The organism is Microcystis aeruginosa LEGE 91341, from assembly GCF_015206885.1.
Classification (GTDB): Bacteria; Cyanobacteriota; Cyanobacteriia; order Cyanobacteriales; family Microcystaceae; genus Microcystis; species Microcystis aeruginosa_H.
Map to the genome: position 1 here is coordinate 1 of NZ_JADEXY010000215.1, position 4059 is coordinate 4059.

Genomic DNA, 4059 nt, shown 5'->3' on the forward strand with positions numbered 1-4059 from the left:
AGGAATTGCGCCAAAGAGAAGAATCACCCGCCAATTTACCCTTTTTTCAACGGGAAAAAGCCCGTCGTCTGGCTAATCAAAATCCACAGGATGCCACGGAGTTAATGAAACAGTTACCGCCAGAATTACAAGTATCCCCTTCTCCCTCTCCCAGTAGTCCGCCACCTTCAGAAACAGTCAATCCCTCCCAGTCCCCCGTCCCTAGTTCTATCATTATTGATAGGAGCGGCACTTCGGTAAACTATTAGGGTTGGTATCGGGAGGACGGCAATGGGTTTGTTAGATCGCATGGGCCAAGCAATTCGCGCCCAAGTCAATAGTCTGATTCAGGAAAATCAAGATCCGGAAAAACTGCTGGAAAAAGCGATCTTGGAGATGGAAGGGGAATTGATCCAAATGCGACAAGCCTTGGCGGCAGCCGTCGCTACCCAGAAACGCACCGAGCGCCAACGACAACAACAGGAAAAAGCGGCGCAAACTTGGCACGAACGCGCCCAATTAGCCCTACATCACGGTAACGAGGAACTCGCCCGCCAAGCTCTCAACCAATGGCAAACCTATCAAAGTCAGATCGCCCCCCTACAAACCTCCCTGCAACAACAGACGGCTATTATACAAAAGTTAAAGAAAGAACTCTTGACAATTGAACGCAAATATGCTGAGATGAAAGCACAAAAAAGCCTTTATCTGGCCAGATTGCGATCAGCAAGTGCCAGTCAAAAAGCCCAAGAAATTATGGGCAGTTTGAACAGCAGTCAGATGGGGACTATTTTCGAGAAATTAGAAGCAAAAGTCCTAGAAGCTGAATCCCAAGCCGATTTAATCCGGTATAAAGACCCCTTAGAGCGACAATTCCAAGATTTAGAGGGACAAAAACAAATTGAAGCGGAATTACTCAAGTTAAAACAAGAAAACTTGGATGGGTGATAGGGAATTATAAATTATGAATTATGAATTATGAAGTGGGGTGTAGGGTGTGGGAAAAAAAAGCGTTCGACAAAAGCTCACGCAGAAGTCTGTCTCCTGTCTCCTGACTCTTGACTCCTATCGCCTATCCTAGCTCTCGTGGTTTATATTGGATAATGAGCCGTTAGGCAAGATAGGAAATTTTAAGAACAGTTAACTGATTTAGTACACACCGAGAGGAACAAGAGCGTCATGGGTTTATTCGATCGCCTTAGCCGAGTTGTCCGAGCTAACCTCAATGATATGGTGAGCAAGGCTGAAGATCCAGAAAAAATGCTGGAACAAGCTGTCAGTGATATGCAAGAGGATCTAGTACAGGTACGTCAAGCGGTCGCTAGAGCGATCGCTGAACAACGACAAACGGAACAAAAATACAGCAAAGACCAGTCAGAAGCCAATAAATGGGAACAAAGAGCCAAATTAGCCCTTTCTAAAGGGGATGAAAACCTCGCCCGGGAAGCTCTTAAACGCAAGAAAGATTTCACGGAAACCGCCGCCATTCTCAAAAATCAACTGGATCAGCAAACGGTACAGGTAGATAGTCTAAGAAAAAACTTGATTGCGCTCGAAAGTAAGATTTCTGAGGCAAAAACTAAGAAAAATATGTTAGTAGCTCGCTCCAGAGCCGCAAAAGCTAACGAACAACTCCAAAAAACCCTCGGCAGTATCGATACCAGTAGTTCCATGTCCGCTTTTGAGCGCATGGAAGCAAAAGTTATCGAGTCGGAAGCTCGTGGTCAAGCGATCGCTGAAATCGGTGGTGTCGGCATCGAACAGGAATTCGCTAGACTAGAATCGGGTAGCGATGTGGAGGATGAATTAGCAATGCTAAAAGCACAAATGTCCGGGGGAGCATTACCCGGTACAGCTTCTAGTCAACCCACTTTACCCCAAGCAACCACCGTCAGGGATTCGGCAGTGGATGCGGAATTAGAGGAATTGCGATCAAAGTTAAAAGAACTGTAAAACCTTGAGAGCGTCGAGACGTATTATCTATGGTACGTCTCTATTTATTAATTTTGTCGTTGAGATAGGCAATAAGCTAAGACGCATTTTAACCGCCTATCCTTAGATTAGCTCTCCCCCAATCCCTTTACTGTTGCCAGAGTGCAACAGTGCCTCATCTCAACAAGCAATTTAAATGGGTGCATCTCCTATATGTGACTATATGTGACTTTTCCTCACATATATTGTGAGCAGCAGAAGTTATTCAAAGAGGGCGAATGCAATTCGCCCCTAAAATAATATGATGGCGCCAATGGTAGGGGCGCACCGTGGTCAGTGAGTTTATCGAACTGCGTGCGCCCAAAATGTCCTCTAGATATTTCCACCAAATTGAGGCGCACCCAAATTATCCCTATTCTTCTTCCTTCCACACAAAAACCAGAAGATCTCAATTTACCTCCAGCAAACAGTGTCAGGGATTCGGTAGTAGATGCAGAATTAGAGCAATTGCGATCGAAGTTAAAGGAAATGTAAAACTTTGAGATTGTAGAGACGTATTGCAGCCCTTCTCATCAATATGAAGTATAACTTAATCTGGTATCTAAGACCGAAGAGCGGCTAATGTTAAGCGTTTCGGCGTTCCCCAGAACGAAAACATTGTACCTCATTATTATAAAAAAAATCCCGAACAATGCCGCTCAAAACCCTTTAATTCTGAAGATAATCCTAAGATTCAGCCCGAAAAAGAGCCAGAAAGGTGAGGATAACTAGGATGGAAGTGAAAAGCAATTTTGACTCGAAATTATCCCAGGGGATCGATCGCATTTAACGAAACCCTTACCCTAACAGCATAAGACAAGAGAAGGACTTATTAAGGAGAAACCCAGCCATGAAAATCGGCGTAATCAAAGAAAGTGACCAAGGCGAGGCGCGGGTGGCGCTAGTGCCGGATACCGTCGCCCGTTTAGTCAAGGCGGGATTTGAGGTAATTGTCGAAAATGGAGCGGGAATTAGTGCCAACTTTGCCGATAGTGCCTATAGTGCCGTGGGAGCCGCCCTGATCGAAAACAGCGAATATATCTATGAAACTGCCGATATTATTCTCAAAGTCGTCCCTCCTAGCGATAGCGAGATCGATCGCCTGAAAGGTGGCGGTATCCTCATCGGCTTTCTCGATCCCCTGCGTCAACCCCGGCGCATTGCCAAATTAGCCGATCGCGGAATCACCGCTTTGAGCATGGAATTAATTCCCCGCAGTAGTCGCGCCCAGAGTATGGATGCCCTCTCCTCTCAGGCTAACCTCGCCGGTTACAAAGCGGTACTCCTCGCCGCCGTGCAGCTGCCGAAAATGTTCCCGATGATGACTACCGCCGCCGGTACGATCGCCCCAGCCAAAGTGCTGGTATTGGGGGCAGGAGTTGCCGGATTGCAAGCTTGCGCCACCGCCCGCCGTTTGGGGGCAGTGGTGGAGGCTTTTGATATTCGTCCTCAAGTCAAAGAAGAAGTGCAGAGTGTCGGGGCGAAATTTATTGAAATGCCCCTAGAAGAAGATACCGTCGCCGATAACGGTTACGCCAAAGAGGTTTCTCTTAGCACACAGGAGCGCATTTGTCAAGCCCTAGCCGAACCAATTAAGCGGGCTGATGTGGTGATCACCACCGCCCAAGTACCGGGGAAACAGGCCCCGCTGCTAGTTACCAAAGAAATGATCGCCACCATGAAAGCGGGGTCGGTAATCGTTGATTTAGCGGCGGAACAGGGCGGAAATTGCGCCTACACCCAACCGGGACGAGAAATCATCGAAAATGGGGTAAAAATCGTCGGAGCCGTTAATCTTCCTGCTACAGTGGCCACCAATGCCAGCCAGATGTATGCCAAAAACCTGCAAATGCTGCTACAGCTTTTAGTCAGCAAAGAGGGCAGTTTAAACCTCGATTTTGCCGATGACATCATTGATAGTGCCTGTGTCACCCACGCTGGCGAAATCCGCAACCAACGCATTAAATCCGCCCTCAGTGAACAGTTATCCGCTTTTTAGCTATCAGGAGTCGGTCGTCAGGAGTTAGGAGTCAGAAGGCAGCTTTATTCTCCCCACTTCATAATTCATAATTCATAATTCATAATTCCCACTTCCCCAATCCCCCATCC

4 protein-coding genes and 1 pseudogene are annotated in these 4059 nt (G+C 47.1%); all 5 read left to right on the top strand.

The annotated features are described in order from the left end of the window. A pseudogene (locus IQ234_RS20050) lies at positions 1-248 on the top strand (hypothetical protein); the annotation flags it as partial. 22 nt (positions 249-270) lie between these two features. Then, entirely contained in the window at positions 271-927 is a 657-nt protein-coding gene (locus tag IQ234_RS20055) for a PspA/IM30 family protein (RefSeq protein WP_193958367.1), read from the top strand. Between the two features lie 231 nt (positions 928-1158). Then, positions 1159-1932 (top strand): PspA/IM30 family protein, encoded by a 774-nt coding sequence (locus IQ234_RS20060; RefSeq protein ID WP_002753544.1) that lies wholly within the window; start codon positions 1159-1161, stop codon positions 1930-1932. 315 nt (positions 1933-2247) lie between these two features. Then, a complete protein-coding gene (locus IQ234_RS21445) occupies positions 2248-2445 on the top strand; it encodes a hypothetical protein (RefSeq protein ID WP_228008639.1) in 198 nt (65 codons plus the stop codon). 355 nt (positions 2446-2800) lie between these two features. After that, on the top strand, positions 2801-3949 hold the full coding sequence (locus IQ234_RS20070) for a Re/Si-specific NAD(P)(+) transhydrogenase subunit alpha (protein WP_193958368.1): 1149 nt from the start codon (positions 2801-2803) through the stop codon (positions 3947-3949). The last annotated feature ends 110 nt before the right edge of the window (positions 3950-4059 follow it).

Bases quoted from the DNA above. Each gene is read 5' to 3' on its own strand.
- IQ234_RS20070 (WP_193958368.1), top strand. From the start codon at position 2,801: ATGAAAATCGGCGTAATCAAAGAAAGTGACCAAGGCGAGGCGCGGGTG.
- IQ234_RS20060 (WP_002753544.1), top strand. From the start codon at position 1,159: ATGGGTTTATTCGATCGCCTTAGCCGAGTTGTCCGAGCTAACCTCAAT.
- IQ234_RS20055 (WP_193958367.1), top strand. From the start codon at position 271: ATGGGTTTGTTAGATCGCATGGGCCAAGCAATTCGCGCCCAAGTCAAT.